The 17352-nt window shown below is 43.4% G+C and carries 21 protein-coding genes and 1 tRNA gene; 17 read left to right on the forward strand and 5 right to left on the reverse strand.

What is annotated here, in order from left to right; translation table 11 throughout:
- Window positions 1–106 precede the first annotated feature (106 nt).
- Window positions 107–1615 (reverse strand): leucyl aminopeptidase, encoded by a 1509-nt coding sequence (pepA, locus tag Q4592_RS09335; protein ID WP_303512170.1) that lies wholly within the window; start codon window positions 1613–1615, stop codon window positions 107–109.
- Between the two features lie 193 nt (window positions 1616–1808).
- Here pepA and lptF point away from each other — a divergent pair, with 193 nt between their 5' ends.
- Both lptF and lptG read left to right on the forward strand, forming a co-directional pair.
- Window positions 1809–2924: an LPS export ABC transporter permease LptF gene (lptF, locus tag Q4592_RS09340; protein WP_303512172.1), complete on the forward strand. Its 1116-nt coding sequence runs from the start codon at window positions 1809–1811 to the stop codon at window positions 2922–2924.
- Window positions 2908–3975, forward strand: coding sequence for an LPS export ABC transporter permease LptG (gene lptG, locus Q4592_RS09345; RefSeq protein WP_303512174.1), 1068 nt, complete (start codon window positions 2908–2910; stop codon window positions 3973–3975). The genes lptF and lptG overlap by 17 nt, the downstream gene beginning before the upstream one ends.
- Before the next feature lie 3 nt (window positions 3976–3978).
- Here lptG and Q4592_RS09350 read toward each other — a convergent pair whose 3' ends face one another.
- Window positions 3979–4449: an RDD family protein gene (locus tag Q4592_RS09350; RefSeq protein ID WP_303512175.1), complete on the reverse strand. Its 471-nt coding sequence runs from the start codon at window positions 4447–4449 to the stop codon at window positions 3979–3981.
- Window positions 4450–4657: 208 nt separating this feature from the next.
- Here Q4592_RS09350 and Q4592_RS09355 point away from each other — a divergent pair.
- From Q4592_RS09355 to rimI, 15 genes are all read left to right on the forward strand, one after another.
- A tRNA-Leu gene (locus Q4592_RS09355) sits at window positions 4658–4744 on the forward strand.
- 231 nt (window positions 4745–4975) lie between these two features.
- The gene (locus Q4592_RS09360) at window positions 4976–5467 is read left to right on the forward strand and encodes a DUF2937 family protein (RefSeq protein WP_303512176.1); all 492 of its coding nucleotides are present in this window, start codon (window positions 4976–4978) and stop codon (window positions 5465–5467) included.
- 100 nt (window positions 5468–5567) lie between these two features.
- Window positions 5568–5795 (forward strand): hypothetical protein, encoded by a 228-nt coding sequence (locus Q4592_RS09365; protein ID WP_303512177.1) that lies wholly within the window; start codon window positions 5568–5570, stop codon window positions 5793–5795.
- Window positions 5796–5872: 77 nt separating this feature from the next.
- Window positions 5873–6442: a hypothetical protein gene (locus tag Q4592_RS09370; RefSeq protein ID WP_303512179.1), complete on the forward strand. Its 570-nt coding sequence runs from the start codon at window positions 5873–5875 to the stop codon at window positions 6440–6442.
- Window positions 6443–6748: 306 nt separating this feature from the next.
- On the forward strand, window positions 6749–7108 hold the full coding sequence (locus Q4592_RS09375; RefSeq protein WP_303512180.1) for a transposase: 360 nt from the start codon (window positions 6749–6751) through the stop codon (window positions 7106–7108).
- A gap of 4 nt (window positions 7109–7112) precedes the next feature.
- Window positions 7113–7328: a hypothetical protein gene (locus Q4592_RS21800; protein ID WP_368509297.1), complete on the forward strand. Its 216-nt coding sequence runs from the start codon at window positions 7113–7115 to the stop codon at window positions 7326–7328.
- A complete protein-coding gene (locus tag Q4592_RS09380) occupies window positions 7329–7643 on the forward strand; it encodes a hypothetical protein (RefSeq protein ID WP_303512181.1) in 315 nt (104 codons plus the stop codon).
- A 441-nt stretch (window positions 7644–8084) separates the two neighbouring features.
- Entirely contained in the window at window positions 8085–8690 is a 606-nt protein-coding gene (locus tag Q4592_RS09385) for a transposase (protein ID WP_303512182.1), read from the forward strand.
- A 10-nt stretch (window positions 8691–8700) separates the two neighbouring features.
- Window positions 8701–9396 (forward strand): hypothetical protein, encoded by a 696-nt coding sequence (locus Q4592_RS09390; protein ID WP_303512184.1) that lies wholly within the window; start codon window positions 8701–8703, stop codon window positions 9394–9396.
- Window positions 9389–9937 carry a hypothetical protein gene (locus tag Q4592_RS09395; protein ID WP_303512186.1) on the forward strand — a complete coding sequence of 183 codons (549 nt, stop codon included), beginning with the start codon at window positions 9389–9391 and terminating at the stop codon, window positions 9935–9937. The genes Q4592_RS09390 and Q4592_RS09395 overlap by 8 nt, the downstream gene beginning before the upstream one ends.
- Before the next feature lie 62 nt (window positions 9938–9999).
- Complete coding sequence (locus Q4592_RS09400; protein WP_303512188.1) at window positions 10000–10128, forward strand: hypothetical protein; 129 nt, start codon at window positions 10000–10002, stop codon at window positions 10126–10128.
- 235 nt (window positions 10129–10363) lie between these two features.
- A complete protein-coding gene (locus tag Q4592_RS09405) occupies window positions 10364–11191 on the forward strand; it encodes an HDOD domain-containing protein (protein ID WP_303512190.1) in 828 nt (275 codons plus the stop codon).
- Between the two features lie 71 nt (window positions 11192–11262).
- Window positions 11263–12159, forward strand: coding sequence for a 23S rRNA pseudouridine(2604) synthase RluF (rluF, locus tag Q4592_RS09410; RefSeq protein ID WP_303512192.1), 897 nt, complete (start codon window positions 11263–11265; stop codon window positions 12157–12159).
- A gap of 33 nt (window positions 12160–12192) precedes the next feature.
- Complete coding sequence (locus Q4592_RS09415) at window positions 12193–12579, forward strand: DNA polymerase III subunit psi (protein WP_303512193.1); 387 nt, start codon at window positions 12193–12195, stop codon at window positions 12577–12579.
- On the forward strand, window positions 12552–13010 hold the full coding sequence (gene rimI / locus Q4592_RS09420; RefSeq protein WP_303512195.1) for a ribosomal protein S18-alanine N-acetyltransferase: 459 nt from the start codon (window positions 12552–12554) through the stop codon (window positions 13008–13010). The genes Q4592_RS09415 and rimI overlap by 28 nt, the downstream gene beginning before the upstream one ends.
- Before the next feature lie 20 nt (window positions 13011–13030).
- On the opposite strand, the gene Q4592_RS09425 is transcribed toward rimI, so the two are convergent.
- The 3 genes from Q4592_RS09425 to Q4592_RS09435 all read right to left on the reverse strand — a co-directional run bounded on the left by Q4592_RS09425 (window position 13031) and on the right by Q4592_RS09435 (window position 17338).
- Window positions 13031–14347 (reverse strand): MipA/OmpV family protein, encoded by a 1317-nt coding sequence (locus Q4592_RS09425; protein WP_303512197.1) that lies wholly within the window; start codon window positions 14345–14347, stop codon window positions 13031–13033.
- A complete protein-coding gene (locus Q4592_RS09430; protein WP_303512199.1) occupies window positions 14331–14903 on the reverse strand; it encodes a thioredoxin family protein in 573 nt (190 codons plus the stop codon). Before Q4592_RS09430 ends, Q4592_RS09425 begins: the two co-directional genes overlap by 17 nt.
- A gap of 197 nt (window positions 14904–15100) precedes the next feature.
- A complete protein-coding gene (locus tag Q4592_RS09435; RefSeq protein WP_303512203.1) occupies window positions 15101–17338 on the reverse strand; it encodes an endo-1,4-beta-xylanase in 2238 nt (745 codons plus the stop codon).
- Window positions 17339–17352: the final 14 nt, after the last annotated feature.

The following is a 17352-nucleotide window of genomic DNA, read 5'->3' on the forward strand; positions in this document are numbered from 1 at the left end:
TATGCTCGGCAATCTTTAGTTAGTGGCGTAGACGCCCTTTTTTTGATGCCTAGAAAAAGCAAAATAGGGAGCTAATGCTCCCCATTTATTATTGTCGGTTTAGCGCTTACTCTTCGAATTCTTGGTCAGTTTTGCTTAGCAAGAATTGAGTGAGTAATGGCACTGGTCGCCCAGTTGCGCCTTTTTCACCGCCCGATTTCCAAGCCGTACCGGCAATATCGAGATGTGCCCAGTTGTACTTTTTAGTGAAACGCGACAAGAAACAAGCTGCGGTAATTGAGCCTGCTGTTTTACCACCAATGTTGGCCATGTCAGCAAAATTGCTGTTTAGCTGCTCTTGGTACTCTTCACCCAATGGCAAGCGCCAGGTTTTATCACCACTTTGCTCTGCACAATTGAGTAAATCATGAGCGAGAGGGTTATGTGGCGTCATTAAGCCGCTGGTATGGTGGCCAAGTGCTACCACACAAGCGCCAGTTAAGGTTGCTACGTCTATCACTAGCTCTGGCTCGTATCGCTCAACGTAGGTGAGTACGTCACATAACACCATACGTCCTTCGGCATCGGTATTTAATACTTCAACGGTGATACCTGACATGGTGGTAATTACATCGCCAGGGCGATACGCGTTGCCACCAGGCATGTTTTCACAGCCTGCTAAAATGCCAGTCACTTTAAGAGGCAGTTGTAATTCGGCTAAGGCTTTCATGGTGCCGTATACGCCAGCAGCGCCGCCCATGTCATATTTCATTTCGTCCATGCCTGCGCCTGGTTTTAAAGAAATACCGCCTGAATCAAAGGTTAAGCCTTTACCTACTAATACGATAGGTTTTTGGTCTTCACAACCCGGTGCACAGTACTCAATCACGCTCATGATTGATTCATTGTCTGAACCTCGGCCTACCGCTAAGTAAGAATCCATTTTAAGCTCTGCCATTTCGGCTTCACCTAGGGTGCTTACTTTCACGTTCTCGTAGTTGCTTTGCAGCTCTTTAGCTTGGTCGGCTAAATAAGCAGGGTTACAAATATTCGGTGGTAGATTGGCTAAGTCTTTAGCGTGTTTTACCCCTTGAGCAACGGCTAAACCATGTTGCACCGCGCTTTCGCCAATAGTTAATTCACGGCGAGTAGGCACATTGAACACAATTTTACGTAGCGGGCGACGGGTTTCTTCACGATTGCTTTTTAGCATGTCGAAGCTGTATAAGCTTTCTTGAGTGGTTTCTACCGCTTGGCGAACCTTCCAATAAGTATTACGAGACTTAACGTGCAGCTCTGGCAAGAAGCAAACGGCTTCCATAGAGCCGGTTTCGTTCAGGGTATTAATGGTTTTGGTGATGATTTGGCGGTATTGGCGTTCGTTTAACTCACGCTCTTTGCCGCAGCCTACCAATAATACACGTTCGCTAAGTACGTTTGGTACATGGTGTAATAACAGTACTTGGCCAGCTTTACCTTCTAGATCGCCGCGGCGTAACAGGGCGCTAATGTAGCCATCGCTAATTTTATCTAGTTGCTCGGCAACAGGAGATAAACGACGTGGTTCGTACACACCAACAACTATACACGCACTACGTTGCTTCTCCGGGCTACCGCTTTTTACGCTAAACTCCATGAATACTCCTACAATCACCAAAACTGGGTTAAGATAGCTTGCCTGCTAAAACGGGTTGGCCGATTCTATCTGCTGTTTAAATAAATATGAGTTATACAGGCACATATTGCTATGTGAAACTGTAAAAAATAGAAAGTTTATCTGAATTTTTTGCTATTACCAGCAAAGTTCTATGTTTGAAGTGAATGACTGAGTGCTAATATTCCGTTACCTATTTAAAGAAACTGCAAAAACCCAACTCGCGGTGTTGGCAGTTTTAATGCTGATTTTCACCTCACAAAAGTTTGTTCGCGTACTGGGACAAGCTGCTGAAGGCAATGTGGCCGGTGAAATTATTGCAAAAGTCATGTTATTGAACATGCCTGCCTTTTTGATCCTTATCTTACCGATCAGCATGTTTATTGGTGTTTTAGTGGCTCATGGTCGTTTATACGCCGATAGTGAAATGGTGGTACTGCAAGCCTGTGGCTATAGTACTGCTCAATTGTTGCGCGACACCATGATTCTTGGGTTAATCTCCACGTTAGCGGCGGGTTTCAATACTTTGTATTTAAGCCCCTATACAAATGAGTTAGAACAGCAGTTGTTTGACCAAATGGACGCCGAAGCTGGCATGTCGGTGCTAGTGCAAGGTCGCTTTGAATCTTTGGGAGGCGGCGTAGTGACCTTTGTGGAGCAAATTGAAAACAAAGGAAAACACCTAGAAAAAGTATTTGTTGCACACACACCACCCGAAGGCAGTGATACGCGCCCATCGGTAGTGATGGCGGAAGAAGGTGGAATTGAGCGTCGTACCGACGGGTCTCAATGGATGGTGTTAAGTAACGGCAAACGTTACGAACAAGCACCAGAAGCACTAGACTTCAGCATTCTGCATTTCGAACGTTACCGCGTGTACTTACGCGAGCAAGAAGGCAACCAATCGCAGCGGCGTTTGTGGTCTTTACCCACTAATCAGCTAATTGGCTCGCAAGAGCTCACCCATATTGCCGAGTTGCAATGGCGTTTATCGCTGCCACTTACCATTCCTATTCTTACCTTTATGGTGGTGCCCTTAGCGGCGGTTAACCCAAGGCAGGGGCGTTACGCTAAGTTGTTGCCAGCCATACTATTGTATTTGAGTTACTACCTTTTGCTCAGCGCCGCGCGCAGTGGTGTGGAAGACGGTAAATTAGCGCCCGAAATAGGTCTGTGGTCGGTGCATGCATTAATGTTGTTTATAGCACTGTTCTACTTGTTTATTAGAAGTGAGTATTTTTTGAAAATACGCGGAAAGATTAAAGGAAAGGCCTGTGTTTCGGATTCTTGATTGGTATGTAGGCCGTACAATTATTATGTCTAGCTTGTTGGTGCTGGTTACCTTACAAAGCTTAAGCATGATAGTGAAGTTTGTAGAGCAAATGGGCAGTGTTGGTCAAGGCGATTACCAAATCGCTGACGCTCTTTGGTATGTGCTATTGAGCGTACCGCGCGAGCTAGAAATTTTCTTTCCCATGGCGGCCTTGCTTGGCTCGTTAATCGGCTTAGGGTCTTTAGCTAGCACCAGTGAATTAGTGGTAATGCAAAGCGCGGGTTTATCTCGGTTTAATATCGCGGTAGCGGTACTTAAAACCGCCGTGCCAATGATGATAGTGATGATGTTGTTGGGCGAGTATGTTGCTCCTCAATCAGACATGGCGGCGAAAGAGCTGCGTTCAAGCAAAATGTCGGGCGGCGCAATGGTGGCCGTGCAGCGTGGTGTATGGGCCAAAGACGGAGAAAGCTTTGTAAACATTGGCGAAGTACAAGAAAACAAAGAGCTGTTCAATATTACTATTTATCGCTTTAACGACGATGCCGATTTGTACCAACAAGTTGAAGGCAATCAAGCTTACTACGATAAAAATCGCTGGCTTATTCGCGAAGCAAAAGTGATCGATTTTAGTGACAACGGCGTTACCGAGCAGCTTTACGAGGACTACCCGTGGAGCAGCACCTTAACCCCAGATAAATTAAGTGTGGTAACGATTAAACCGCACGATCTATCCATTACTGGTATGTACTCTTATATTGCCTACCTAAAGCAGAATCGCCAAGACCCAGCGCGTTACGAATTGGCTCTTGCGCGCAAATTAATGATGCCAATTCTCACAGGTATTATGATGTTGCTAGCGCTATCATTTGTCTTTGGGCCACTGCGTAGCTCAAGCATGGGCGCTAAAATTATGCTGGGTGTGGTGGCAGGCTTTAGTTATTACATTCTGGATCAAGTGTTGGGGTCTATGAGCCTAGTGTACGGGGTTCATCCTTACATTAGTGCTGCAATACCTAGCGTATTGGTGCTAGGCATCGCTTTTTTCTTAATTAATCGAAGAACGTAAAGACTACTTTTTCGGAAGGATTACGACTTGGCATCTGCCCCAAATATCTTGGAATGCAGTATTGTCTTTAGTCACCAATACCATCAAGTTACCCGCGCCCAACGCCGAGGTAAATAAGCGGATTAGGGCTTGAGTGTAACTGATGTTAGAGCCATCTTTATTTTGTACTCGTAACCGCCAAGCACGCATGCCTATGGTTTGCCCAAGATTGCACCAAAACCAAATGTAGAACAGAATAATGCTTCCCCAAATAAGACCTTGGAACCATATCTGGCTTACTAGGTAGCTAGAATGTTCTACACCTTCATCAAGCACTAACCAGCCTAATGCGGTAGCTAAAGCTACCATCGCCAGCCCTAACATAGTGGCTACCATGCCGATAGCGATAGCCATTAGTGCGTCATAAATATAAGCAGCAAGGCGTCGAAAAAAGCCTGCGCTGGGCAGCGTAGCGGTAGATTGGTTTTCACTCATGATTGACGAACTCTGAAGAATTTTAAGTATGTTAGCAAAACTCACTGCGTAAGAAGTGAGTCTGTATGTGATTTTCCTCGGTTTTAGTATACAAATTGCGAGTACGCGCATTTCTTAAACACTTAGTGAACTTAAAAACAAAAAGCGCTTGCCAATCTAAAAACGCAGCTTATAATGCCAATCACTCGCTGAGGCGAGCATAACAAATGCCAGAGTGATGAAATTGGTAGACATAGGGGATTCAAAATCCCCCGTTAGAAATAACGTGCCGGTTCAAGTCCGGCCTCTGGTACCAAATTAAGAATTGAGGATGTCCTAGGACATCCTTTTTTCGTTTCAAAGCCGACTGTTTCCTACTCATCCTCTACTCCTATATTGTCACCTTATTTATTGTAATTTCTCTCTAGCGGTATTCCGTACTTTAACCGCTTATCTGCAAGCAATAGAGTTTAATCACTTTGAAGTATGCAGTGGCTTCGCTTATTGTTGGTTGTTGTTGAACATCAGCTGTTAAAAGGAGCGTGCATTGCTTGTTAATACCTTAGATAAGGTTGTGTTTGCGATTTTGCTTTTGAGCTTTATGCAATTGCCACTACTAAGCAACCACTACTTGCAGTTTGTCAGCGGTCAACTTGATGCGCTTCAACAGCAAGTGGATAGCTATCAACAAAATGCGGAGTTACATAAATACCCTAGCATCCAAAAGATGATTGATGATTTCAAAAAAAATCCCAATTTAGCGGTACGCACAGATGCTGAGCAAAAGCAGCAAACAATGTACGAGTACCAAGAACTGAGTAACGCTATTAGCGTGTTTGAGCAGGGAACTTACTATCAAAAAGCCAAATATATGTTTAGCCCTCAGCGCTGGGAAACCCTAGAAAAGGTATTAAAGAATTTTAAGCCCGGTATATCGATAGAGCCAGTGTTATTGGCTTATAGTGGGGTGGCAGCTTTGTTGTTTGGAGGTATGGTTATGTGGCCGTTAAGAAGGGCGGAACGCGCGTTTAAGCCTTAAGCACTTAAAAGAGAGGTTATAGCAGGGGGAGCCCGAGTGCTTCCCTATAGATAGCTAGATAAAGTGACTCTGACCCCTTTTATTGCAGAGTGAGCACGAGTTGTATGTCCGTTTAGGTCACTCACAGACAGAGCGGCAACAAGCTTATTGCGCTTTGTTTAACAATGATATTGAAGGAAAGCAGCTTAATGATATTCGCCAGGCAACCCATAAAGGTTTGGCATTGGGCAGCGAACAATTTAAACAAGAAATAGAAACACTAACAGGTCTGAGAGTGACGGAAAGCATTCGTGGTAGAAGAGAAGGTTGGCGAAAGCATATAGACTAGGTGAGATAAAGTGACTCTGACCCCTTTTATTTCAAGTGGTTATTATTCTGCACGATAAAACAAAAGGAGCCTAAAGTTTGCTGAAAAAAATAGAAGTATTAGATTTATGTAAAAAAATCGCCCTTGATTATGATGGCTGGGAGTTTGTGGCTGGAGCATTCAAAGATAAACGGCAAAAACATACAGTTAAATTGGTTCATCCATTGTGGTCATTCAGCTCTGGCTCAGCTCTTGCTCAACCAGTAGCAGGTGTGGCAAATAAAAATGTAGACAAAATATACAAAGAGCTTGTAACAAGCTCCATTTGGTCTCATAGAGTAAGCCTTAAAACTTATAATAAGAATTATATTGCAGGCTACCGAATTTATGACTTAAAGGAAGATAAAGCTAATGCCCGAATACGCCATATGCTTGATGAAGGTATTGAGCTAATAGACAAAATATATGATTTTAGCTCTGAACAAGCGTTGTTAAAAAGTATTCCCTTTGAAATTGAGCAAGTGGGTGGCGTAAAAAACTGTATTATTCAAGGTTGCCTGGGTAATTTTGAGTTTATTAAGAAGTACTATAAGGGTGACATTAAAACAGAGTACCCTAAAGACCTAGAAGATGTTAAGAAGGTTATGGATTACTTTAATATCGTTTAAAATAAAACAATAAAAGGGGTCAGAGTCAAATTAAATTGCCTATGCTTGTCTTAAGAGTGAACTCGAAGGTGATAATAGATGGCTCGTAAACTTCGCGTTTCCTATCCCGGTGTAGCAGAACACATCATTCAACGTGGCAATACAATGACTAAGTTAAGCCATGCGCTCATCGACTTTAAGTAGCTATTCAAGCTCCAATATTTCGTTTTATCGCCACCCTCCCATAGCAGAATTACCTAAATAAAAGGGGTCAGAGTCACTTTATATTGCCTACACTGAGCTAAACATCTTGCTTTAGGTAATAGAATGGCGCGAAAACTTCGTGTTTCTTATCCCGGTGTGGCGGAGCACCTCATTCAGCGTGGCAATAATCGCCAAGTTATTTTTGCTAACGACGAAGATATGCAAGCCTATGTTGCTTGGTTAAAGCAATATGCCAAGCAGTATCAAGTGGCTATTCATGCTTGGGTATTAATGACCAATCACGTCCATCTACTCTGCACACCTTCAACAGCAACGGGCATTTCAACAATGATGCATTCGCTAGGGCGAATGTATGTGTTGTATTTTAATCGTCGCTATCAGCGCACTGGTACCTTGTGGGAGGGGCGTTTTAAGTCTTGCTTAATCGAGAGTGAAGCGTATTTCATGCAGGTAAGCAGATAAAAACCTGTTTCCTCAAAATGGAAATTTCAATAATACTGCTTATAAGAAGCTAGAAAACGACATTCGAAAGGCTCTAAAAGCGGGAGATGTCGTCGGACCAGTAAATGTAGTGTTTAAACGAGTTGATCCAGCTTCTTCTAGACCTGAGGCGCTAAGGATTGAATACTCGGTAAACGGAGAAATTGTTATAAAAACGTTCAAAAATGAACATGGCGGATAAATGAACACTCTTGATAAGCAATTAGATATTTTAAATCAACTCTCTAGTATTATTCATCAGAGCGCAGCAGCTGGCTATGAAAGTGCAACATGTAGCTTTAGCATTGATGGTGAGTCTGTAGAGGAGAAATTTTCTTTTATTAAAGAAGGTAAAAAAGTAAGTGCGTTGTTAGATGATCCATCATGGTTGGTTATGGATTTAGTTATTGATTTAAATAAAGAAATGAAGGAAAGCACTGGCGGTGAGTGGAAGTGCTTCATCTTAACTCTCGATGAAAATGGAAAAGCTAAAACACACTTCGAATATCCAAAATAAAAGGAAATAAAGGGGTCAGAGTCTGAGGGATCCCCACGATTTTATTCGTTTATTTTCTACGCCGAAAATAAACGCCTATAACAAAAGCTCCCCCCCCAAAAAAAATCGCACCTCCCCCAGCAGAAAAAGTGACACTAGGACTGGAATGGCGATCAATAAGTGTTCATACACAGTTAATTTTAAAGGGGATGAAAACTTAATAGATAAAGAAAATAAACCTAGAAAGAACATCATCAAAAATTAAAAAATTAATAAAAGGGGTCAGAGTCAAATTAAATTGCCTATGCTTGTCTTAAAGAGTGAACTTGAAGGTGATAATAGATGGCTCGTAAACTTCGCGTTTCCTAATAAAAGGGGTCAAATAAAAGGGGTCAGAGTCAAATTAAATTGCCTATGCTTGTCTTAAAGGGTGAGCTTAAAGGTGATAAAAATGAAGAAGATATGAAAGCCTACCTGACTTGGCTAAAGCAATACGCTAAGAAGTACGATGTGGCTATCCACGCTTGGGTGCTAATGACCAACCATGTTCACTTACTTTGCACACCCTCCACTGCAACAGCAATATCACAAATGATGCAGTCATTAGGGCGTATGTATGTTCTTTATTTTAACCGCCGTTACCAACGCTCAGGCACGTTGTGGGAAGGCCGATTTAAGTCTTGTTTAATCGAGAGCGAAGCTTACTTTATGCAAGTTTGCCGATATATAGAACTAAACCCAGTGCGCGCTAACATGGTTAGTGACCCTGCGGATTACTCGTGGTCTAGTTACCAGTGCAGTGCCTTAGGAAAACGCAGCAGCTTACAGAGTGAGCATGAGTTGTATGTCCGTTTAGGTCACTCACAGACAGAGCGGCAACAAGCTTATTGCGCTTTGTTTAACAATGATATTGAAGGAAAGCAGCTTAATGATATTCGCCAGGCAACCCATAAAGGTTTGGCATTAGGCAGCGAACAATTTAAACAAGAAATAGAAACACTAACGGGTCTGAGAGTGACGGAAAGCATTCGCGGTAGAAGAGAAGGTTGGCGAAAGCATATAGACTAGGTGAGATAAAGTGACTCTGACCCCTTTTATTCCGGCTACAGAAGCAGCTGCAGAGCGATTAGTTGAAGAAATTAGCGGCCTAGGAGGACCTGTTGCTAAGGCTCCGGCTAAGCTGGCTGCGAAGGAGGCGTTAAAGCTCGGGACTAAGGTTGCTGATGATGTGACTGATGTTGATTTTGACTTTAATGATTTGCCTGATGTTGAACAACCTAATACTGTAGATTCAAAGGTGACAGGGACACATAAATGGGACGAGCCAGATCTAAATAAACGGATTAACCAACGTGGTGAGCAAGGATTTGAGAATGGTGCTACAAGCTTTACAAATGCAGAATACGTTAAAGATGGAAAAGGTGTGACGCATATTAGTGACCAAACGTGGACTATACCAGAATATCAAGCTGATAAACTTATCCACAAAGCAAACAGTATCAATGATATTGAAATTGGCCTTGTTGATGAAGCCTTAGGGAAAGAGGCTGCTAGGATTGATATAGCTAACCCTAAAGCAAAGGGACTCGGAATGCCAACAGCAGATAAAGGTAATGAATATCATCGCCCACCAAAATTAAATGGTGAAACGTCAGAATACAAATCAGTAGGTTTGACATCAGAATCGTACGAAGAAAGATTGATTGATTCTCAAGATATTTCAGACCCTGATGTTGAAGTAACAGTACTAGAAGGTTTAAAAAGAGATGATTGACAAACGTGTATCAATTAGAAATCAGTTAAGACAGCAATGGGAAGGGCGTTTTTCTGATGGTTTGCTCGCTGGCTATTTACAAGGTACACCGAGTTTCCCTTACTCGATGGATAGAGACCATACTCAAGCAGATAATTTCCGCTACAAGCAAGACCGAAGACTTGTCTTGTATAAATTATTTCGCTTATCGAAGCGTAATGATTGGAACATATTTGAATTGATTGAAGTTGCTTTCAATAAACTTCAAGAACAAGACAAATATGCGTTATTAGTGTCGCTGGACGAGCTAACGAGTATTATTAGGGTTGAGTATGAAATTGATGTAAAGAATGGCGATGTGCCTGATATAACTTTTATAAAGAATATCTGTACGTTAGCGTCGTTTTTCTACAATGAACTGTCATCTTTATCTTTGACCGATTTGCAACTAGATAACGATTATTATGAGTTTGTTGCGAAAAATCACGCTATCAAGAGCGTTGAGAAACTTAAGTTAGACATTGGAGATAACATTAACTTTATCAATCGGTTGAAAGAATAAAAGGGGGCAGAGTCACTTTATATTTTATACGCTAAAGTAAACATATTGCTTTAGGTGATGAAATGGCTCATAAACTTCGCGTTTCCTATCCCGGTGTAGCAGAACACATCATTCAACGTGGCAATACAGTGACTAAGCTTGGCAAACGTGTATTGCTTGTCTTAAGTCATGCGCTCATCGACTCTAAGTAGCTATTCAAGCTCCAATATTTCGTTTTAACGCCACCCTCCCATAGCAGAATTACCTTAAAAGCGTCTACTGACAAAACCTTGCTTTACCCTCTTGTTAACTACTGATATGGTTGTTATTTACGGCTGTTGCTTGAAGTCCTTGTTCACACTGGCATAAAGTAGTACTAGATAGCGTATACAGCGCACAAGTTATTCGCTTTGGTTAACAGGGCGAACGCTCTAGCAGGAGACTTGGATGACGGAACAAGAGTTGCTATCCCGTGTTAACGAATTGCCTAAAGTACCTAGTGTGGTGCAAGAGCTGGTTAACATGCTTAATGACCCCGATTGTGATTTTTCGATGTTGTCTAAGAAAATTGCCATGGACCAGGTGATTAGCGCCCGTGTATTGCGATTGTCTAACTCTGCACATTTTGGCCGAAGTCGTACTATTGCTTCGATTAACGAAGCGGTGATTCGTTTAGGCATTGCCCCGCTTAAAACCATGATTGTTGTGTCTTGGCTAACCAGCTCGTTTCCGCGAGTGAACAATTTAAATATGCGTGAGTTTTGGAGCGATACTTTTGAAATCGCTAGCATTGCCAGTGCTATTGCTGAAAAAGTACGCATAGACCCCAATGAAATGTTTACCGCCGGTATCTTGCATAATATTGGTGATTTAATGGTGTATAGCCTCACCCCCGAGTTGGCGACCAAAATAGCGGAGAGAGAAGCTGAAGGCGAAGATCCTCAATCTGTGCAACTAGAGGTGTTAGGCACTACTACTGCTAAATTGGGTGCTGAGCTGGCTCGCCTATGGAAGTTTGCTCCTCGCCTAGTCGACACCATTGAATTTCATGTCAATCCTGATGCGGCCAATATAGAACCCTTGCGGGCGTTGGTGCTGCACTTTGCTTGCCAGTTACATAAAGATTGGGATCAACTAGAAAGCAAAGCCGCAAAAATCGATTATTTTGCTAGCCATGCTAACTCTGGTGCTTTGGTATTGCCTTCGTCATTTTACGTTACCATTGACAAAATCCGCGGTCAGGGCCGAGAAATGGCCGAGCAAATGGCTGGCTAAGGCTAAAAGCGCTTATTCAGCCTGCTGTTCTATGGTTTAATAGGCGCGTTAACTAGCTAGTGGAACCTCTTGTGAGCTCATCAACCGAAAAACGCCTCAATAAATTTATCAGTGATTCTGGATTTTGTTCGCGTCGCGAAGCCGACAAACTGATTGAACAGCAGCGTGTCACCATTAATGGCAGTAAGCCAGAACTAGGCACTAAAGTGCAGCCAGGCGATAAAGTAGCGGTAGACGGCAAGCTGATTAAGGCCATTGCTAGCAATAAATCTGATCGCGTATACATTGCGTATAACAAGCCAATAGGTATTACCAGCACCACTGAACTGCATGTTAAAGGCAATATTATTGATGCCATTGGTCACAAGCAGCGTATTTTTCCCATTGGGCGTTTAGACAAACCTTCTGAGGGTTTGATTTTTCTTACCAGCGATGGCGACATTGTTAACAAAATTCTGCGTGCCGAAAATGCCCACGATAAAGAATATGTTGTTACCGTAGATAAACCGCTAAGCGAACGCTTTGTAGAACGTATGTCGCGTGGTGTGCCTATTTTAGATACGGTGACTAAACCCTGTAAGGTAAGGGTGAACAGCAAATTTGTATTCACTATTATTCTTACTCAAGGTTTGAATCGGCAGATTCGCCGCATGTGTGAACACCTAGGTTACGAAGTGACTAAGTTAAAACGCACCCGAATAATGAATGTGAGTTTAGACAATTTACGCCCAGGGCAATGGCGTAACTTAACTGAAGCCGAGATGGCCGAGATTAATCAAGCGGTAACGCATTCTAGTAAAACTGCGCCTACTCAAACCACTGGAGCAGAAAAGCCTAAACAAGGGCTTGGTAAGAAAACGGTATTTGTCAATAAAGCAGCGAGTAGCAACACGCGGGATAAGTTTCAAAAGTCCCGCTCGCAACGCTCGGGAAAAGCTACCTTAAGCTTAAACAAAAAGCCGCGCTAACTATGGCTACCGGTGACCAAATAGAAGCAAGTAATGATAGATAAAAAAGCACATCATTATCTTCAAGAAATGGGGATAGATGTTTGGCTAACCAGAGAGACACTGGTGGCTAAACCCTTGCAAGAGCTCCCTGCTTGGCCTTTGGTTGTGGTGATTAATGCGAAGGTTTTGCAGCTGCACCTTGACTTGTTTAAAGGCATTGTAGCCGCCATGAAGCTTGATTGGGCAGATATACACTGTACCAGCGCCGAGCACTTTCCAGAAGGTTATCAGGGCTGGGTATTGTGGGCTGAGCCCAGTGAGACTCCCCCCCAACTACCACAGTTGCTGCGTTGTGACCCAGAGCAGCTTGCCAATAACAAACAAGCTAAACGAATACTATGGCAACAAATATGCAGCCAGATCTTAAACCAGAGTTAAGCCCTTTATCGCTAATGGATGTACCGCTGATGTTAGCCATAGAGCAAAAAGCCCATTCGCACCCCTGGAGCCGAGATTTGCTGGCCAGTAATTTTGGCGGCTTGTATCGCAACTTAGGGTTGTGGCAAGGGCAACGCTTGTTGGCTTATATCGTTTTGCGGGTGGTGGCTGGAGAAGCCGAGCTAATTAACATCGCAGTCGCCCCAGAGTCTCAAGGCCAAGGCTTAGGAAAGCAGCTTATGCAGGCCATGTTTAACATGGCAAAGCAGCAACAGTGGCTGCACATACTGCTAGAAGTTCGTGCTAGCAACCATAAGGCTCAGCAGCTTTATAAACGTTTTGAATTTAGCGAGATTGACCGGCGTAAAGCCTATTACCCTTGCCACGAGCAAGGGCGAGAAGACGCCCTCATCATGCAATGTATTTGTTAAACGTTACTAAGCAATAAACCCTACCAATGCCATTGGAAGTGAAGTCCTTGGTAGTTACTGCCGCCTTTAATCCGCCCAAATAGTGAAGAGTTCTCAAAAATACCGGAACGGTGGTGAATATTGTAACCTAGCCACATGTTGTCTAATTCGGGTTTTCTAAATAAATCACCAAGGTTTACATCTAAAGAGAAATCTAAGTAATTAAGTAGCTTGCTGGGTTTATAGCCTTTGCCATCTTCGGCTAGGTCTACTTCTTCAATGTAAGTAATGTTAGTCACGTAAGATAAACCCTCGGCCACGCCAAAGCGCCAGCGAATAGGCCAAGTAAAGGTGTAGTAGGCCTTAAACGCGATGACATATTCCAGAATAGGATCTTGAACTTCTGAACTGTGGTGGTAAGCCAAGCCGGGTGTTAGGTATACATCAATCGGGTAGCCCAACAAGGTTTCGCTGAGTAAGTGGCCATAAAATATTGAGCTGAGCTGGTTATTGTATTCGTCTTTTTCTGCCTTGAGGTGAATGATATCGCCAAGGTTAGAAGGGGTTGCCCAAGCGTGGGAAACCCGTAAATAGCCTTTTGGCCAATCACCTGAAGTGGTTTGATACTGCTTGTTAAAGAAGCTTATTCCGATAAAGCTTTCAAACTGAAAGTCTTTATCAATAATATCGACTTTTTGCGTTTCGTGGCCTAAATACGTCCCGCCTAAGCGGCCGACTAAAAAGAAGTCTCGCCATACTTGATAGCGCATATCTATACCGGCTTTAATATCTACGTCGGCTTTGGTCTCAAACAGTTCTAGGCCGTAATAACGGGTGTTGTAGTCGCTGCTTTTGATATGAGCGGTAGCGTAAGGCGCGAAATACCAGCGTTTGTAAAACTTTTGCCAAGTGAGCTCTAAATTACCGTGTAGGTTACCCACATCATCACTTAGCAGCTCGGTGTTAAAGGAATAGTCGGGTTTAAAGCGCCATTGGCTGCGTAATCCGTAATCTATGCCGTCACCACGGATTTGATTTTGATACTCAGAAGGAATATCGAAGAAGCGGTAGCGTCCCATAACAGCTACATCGAAATCATCGTCTTTCCAAAATTTATAACCGGCGGCTAGCCCATCTAGGTAGACCCGTTCACCTTTATAAAAGAACAAAGGCACCACATCAGAAACGCTGCTGGTTTCAGAGCGAAAGGGAATGCTGGCATTACGAAAGCCAAAGGCGATGCCCCAATCATTATTTAGCGGGCCTTCTAACATGGCGCTGGCAGAACTGGTGAAGCTAGTAGATAACAGTGAAACGACAAATAAACTGAAGGTTATAAACTTAAGGGGGTGTTTCACTGTTTGAGTCGTCCATGCTGGCAGCTTTTCGTGCCAATATTGTCGCATGGGTCACAGATAAACGAAAGCTTGTCGGCGAAAGCGGCATAAAGTTTCCATTCTTTAACGTGTCGCGGGCCACCCAAATTTGTGCCATTTCCAGTACCAAGTAAGTAGAAACGGGGTGTTCTTGGTCGAACATAATAAACATAGAGGGGTAGGTGTTTAAGTTGAACTGATCAGCAAAGCGCTCGTGGTCTCGATCGGTGTCTATGTTTACCTGCACCTTTACATATTCATTGAGAATACGTTTCAGCTCAGGATCATTTAGGTAATCTTGCTCAAAGGCGATACAGCGCTGACAAGCTTGGCGGCGCAGATATAAAAATACTGGTTTATTGGTGAGTTTAGATTCACGAGTAGCTTGATGATAGCCAGCAATATCAAACATCCAACCATCTTTGGCGCTTACCCCACGGCCTTTCACATGGTAAATGAACATATAGCTTAAGGCCGCACCGCCAATGGCGATTAGCACCATGGTGAAGAACGCTTTCTTGAACAACTCAAAACTCATTGCAGGCCTCTTGGGAAATTAACTAAGCATTTGTTTATACAAGCACTTAATTAGCTATCGGCTAGCTAATAGTAAGCTTTAGTGTAGTGGTAGATCAACGGCTGCGATCACTGGGGAATCGCAGAGTTTTAATCGTGTGAGGAGAGGGCAAAAAAAAGCCCCGCAATAAACGGGGCTCTATGGTGTAAGGCGACAGCTTATTTAACAAATTCCAAAATCGTTAACTGCTCACCAAGGTAGGCGGTATTGTTACCTGGAACCGGGTAAAGCTGAGAGCTGCGCGAGCTGCCATCATCGTTATCGGCTAGGGCAATGTTCCAATCAATGGTGGTGCCGCCCAAGTCTTTAACAGGCAATTCAATAGCAAACTGCATGATGGTGCCATCGTCATTCCATTTAGCTACACGTTTTCCTGGGAAGCTATTTTTCTGGAAGTCTTGACCCACAATACTGCGGAACTGTACAAACTCTTCACCAACTTTGATAAATATTTCAACGTTGTCTGTTTGCCAATCATCACCACTAGTTACTGTTACATTGTCTTGGCGATGAACCACTCCGTACAAAGTATTTCCAGAGTATGCTACGCGCCATGTGCCGTGAATAATATCTTGGCTAGGCGGTGTTTGGTCATCTGGAGTGAGTTGGTTAAAGGCAAACGGGTAATGGTAAGCATTTGCCCACTGTGCCAGATTAAACTCAGCGCTTGGGTCTAGGTCTTTTAGTGGCTCGGCTTTAAAGCTAACCACTTGGCCTTTTAGGCCTTCGCTAATTTCGCGGTTTTGCGCGGTAAAGAATACTTCACCAAAGTCGTGCCCTTGCCAACCATTGTTGGTGCCTGGTACTGGATAGAGTTGAGCATGACGACCCGCGTCTGCGCCAGCATCGTTGTCTGCTAAGGCAATATTGAAACCTAAGGTTGCGCCCGCCAGCTCGGTGGTTTGTTTAGGAGAAATAGAAAACTCCATCACTGTACCATCTTCACTCCAGTAGTTTTTAATCTCTGCTTGGAAAGCGCTAGGGGCAAACTCTTCACCAACTAAAGCGCGAATTTGAGCAAACTCTTCACCAAAGCCAAGAAATACTTCTACCGAATCATTTTCCCATACTTGAGCTTTATTACTGGTAACTGTTTTATCGTCTTTACGCTCAACACGGCCATATAAAGTATTGTCTTTGTACAACATAGCAAAGCGGCCTGAAATATCAGACTCGGCAGGTAAGGTTAAGTCTTTTCCGCCTAATTGGTTGTAAGCAAACGGGTAGAATACCGCGTTTTTCCATTTAGCCGCTTGACCATCTAGTTTGAGATGTTGTTCTGCTTCATTACTAATAAAGGCCTCAAAGCGACGACCTGTATCGGCTAGTGGAGCAGGCGGTGCCCAATCAAAGGTGCCTTTTGCTTTTTCATCAAATACTTTGTTTACCGCCACATAAGCCGGTTTTTCTTTGTATTGTTTATCGAACAACAAGCCGTGATCAAAACCTTTGAACCAATGTGGTATCCAACTGTATTTATCGCTAATACCCCAAGTGGTAAAGAAGTTAACGTTATCAAAATAAGCACTTAGTTTGGCTAGATCTTCATACATGTTAGCTTGCTGCTGCAATGAGCGATCGCTTGCTTCACCTTGAATTCGAATATCAACTTCAGTGAAGTGGAACTCTAAACCGAGTTCGCTAATGCGTTCAATGTTGGCGGCAATATCAGCTACTCGTGGTGCTACGCCAACCACTAAGTGAGCCTGAGTACCAATGCCATGAATAGGCACCCCTTGTTCTTTTAGTTTTTTAACTAAACGGTAAGCAGCATTGGCTTTAGGGCTTTTACCCTCGGTTGAGTAATCGTTATAAACCAAAATCGCATCAGGATCGGCCTTATGGGCAAATTCAAAGGCTTTAGCAATGTATTCTTCACCAATGGTGTTGTACCAAATAGTTTGGCGCCAACCACCGTTGTCATCTAAGGCTTCGTTCACTACATCCCAGTATTGTACTTTGCCTTTGTAATGGCTCACTACTTCGGTAATGTGCTGCTCCATAATCTTCAGCATTTCTTCTTTGCTGAACTCGCCTTCGTCTAACCAAGCAGGGTTTTGAATATGCCACACTAGCGCATGACCACGAACCGTCATGTTATTTTTCTGGGCAAAGTCAATTAGCTGGTCGGCTTTGTCGAAGGTAAATTTACCGCGTTCTGGCTGCAGGTAACCCCATTTCATTTCGTTCTCTGGGGTGAGTTGGTTAAACTCGCGGGCCAGTGTTTCGGCAAATTGCTTGTCTTGAAGGTGGCGTGTTTCTAGCGCCGCACCAATAAATTGGTCTTGGTCTTTTACTACGTCACGCAATGGAGCTGCGTTTAGTTGTAACGCACAAAAAGCCGCTGCGACGGCAGCCACTTTGAAAAATCCGGTTTTAATTGCATGCTGGTGCATGTGTCATACTCCTT

This window comes from Agarivorans sp. 1_MG-2023, assembly GCF_030548385.1.
GTDB lineage: Bacteria > Pseudomonadota > Gammaproteobacteria > Enterobacterales > Celerinatantimonadaceae > Agarivorans.

Excerpts from the sequence above, each read along its gene's own strand:
- pepA (WP_303512170.1), bottom strand. The coding sequence starts at position 1,615 with ATGGAGTTTAGCGTAAAAAGCGGTAGCCCGGAGAAGCAACGTAGTGCG.
- Q4592_RS09350 (WP_303512175.1), bottom strand. The coding sequence starts at position 4,449 with ATGAGTGAAAACCAATCTACCGCTACGCTGCCCAGCGCAGGCTTTTTT.
- Q4592_RS09375 (WP_303512180.1), top strand. The coding sequence starts at position 6,749 with ATGGCGCGAAAACTTCGTGTTTCTTATCCCGGTGTGGCGGAGCACCTC.
- Q4592_RS09380 (WP_303512181.1), top strand. The coding sequence starts at position 7,329 with ATGAACACTCTTGATAAGCAATTAGATATTTTAAATCAACTCTCTAGT.
- Q4592_RS09385 (WP_303512182.1), top strand. The coding sequence starts at position 8,085 with ATGAAAGCCTACCTGACTTGGCTAAAGCAATACGCTAAGAAGTACGAT.
- Q4592_RS09395 (WP_303512186.1), top strand. The coding sequence starts at position 9,389 with ATGATTGACAAACGTGTATCAATTAGAAATCAGTTAAGACAGCAATGG.
- Q4592_RS09400 (WP_303512188.1), top strand. The coding sequence starts at position 10,000 with ATGGCTCATAAACTTCGCGTTTCCTATCCCGGTGTAGCAGAACACATC.
- Q4592_RS09405 (WP_303512190.1), top strand. The coding sequence starts at position 10,364 with ATGACGGAACAAGAGTTGCTATCCCGTGTTAACGAATTGCCTAAAGTA.
- Q4592_RS09415 (WP_303512193.1), top strand. The coding sequence starts at position 12,193 with ATGATAGATAAAAAAGCACATCATTATCTTCAAGAAATGGGGATAGAT.
- rimI (WP_303512195.1), top strand. The coding sequence starts at position 12,552 with ATGCAGCCAGATCTTAAACCAGAGTTAAGCCCTTTATCGCTAATGGAT.
- Q4592_RS09430 (WP_303512199.1), bottom strand. The coding sequence starts at position 14,903 with ATGAGTTTTGAGTTGTTCAAGAAAGCGTTCTTCACCATGGTGCTAATC.
- Q4592_RS09435 (WP_303512203.1), bottom strand. The coding sequence starts at position 17,338 with ATGCACCAGCATGCAATTAAAACCGGATTTTTCAAAGTGGCTGCCGTC.